This window comes from Thiolapillus sp., assembly GCF_048562965.1.
Lineage (GTDB): Bacteria > Pseudomonadota > Gammaproteobacteria > Chromatiales > Chromatiaceae > Thiolapillus > Thiolapillus brandeum_A.
On sequence record NZ_JBHNMF010001181.1, the window covers coordinates 1 to 807 of the forward strand.

Genomic DNA, 807 nt, shown 5'->3' on the forward strand with positions numbered 1-807 from the left:
TTCCAGCCAGTTGATTTCAGACCTGCCCTCTCCGCCTGCCGAAATCTGCCGCCTGATGAGCGCCTGAACGGCCTCGGCAGCGTCGGCCAGGTCAAATCCTGCCGCTTTCTGATAATCGGCGACTGTGATTTTGACGGTCCGCGCGCCACCGGCACCATCGACGCGCGACGAGGCGAGGCGCACCAGATGAGCCAGTTCCGGACGCATGGTATGGACAGCCCGCACCGCTGCGATTTTTCCAGCGGTGGACGGCGCTTTGTGGTTCATTTTTGGTCTCTCCGTTGTGTGAGTGTGACGAAATCTCGCCCAGTTTGTTGACTTCCTTCAGTATCTCGATGACATATTCTGGTCCGTGTTCCTCCAGATTTGACGCCATGCTCCACAGGGGCGTGCCTAGATCATTTTCACACTTTGAAGATAACGCGAACGCCTCGACAATTGCCTGGTGCGGCCATGATTGGGTATCTCCCAGCCACGGGCCCAGCTTGTAAAAACCCAGCGTTTTCATCGGTATAAATGCCCGCAGTTCTTCGCGCTCACCGACGGCCCCGTGCCATTCGTCGTCATCATCAAAAGTAACTACTCACCCCTCGCTGCCAACCATGGAGAGCGAAGCGAAGGCTGGTAGTCCCCAGTAGCCGCGAGGCCGCACTGCTTACCCGTCATGCGCATAGCGCCAGAAGGAAAGCAAAGTAGGCATCCAAACGCGGCGCCCAGTCATTGGGAGCCAAGTACGGAGCAGCAACGAGCTTGCGAAGTTGTTGCGTAGTGCTTGGTGACCAGGACGGCTGGGGCACCAATAGGTTG

1 protein-coding gene is annotated in these 807 nt (G+C 57.6%); it reads right to left on the reverse strand.

The annotated features are described in order from the left end of the window. The coding region (locus ACOCD2_RS23165; protein ID WP_293681470.1) for a hypothetical protein at nucleotides 1-267 on the reverse strand (267 nt) is incomplete at its 3' end. Nucleotides 268-807: the final 540 nt, after the last annotated feature.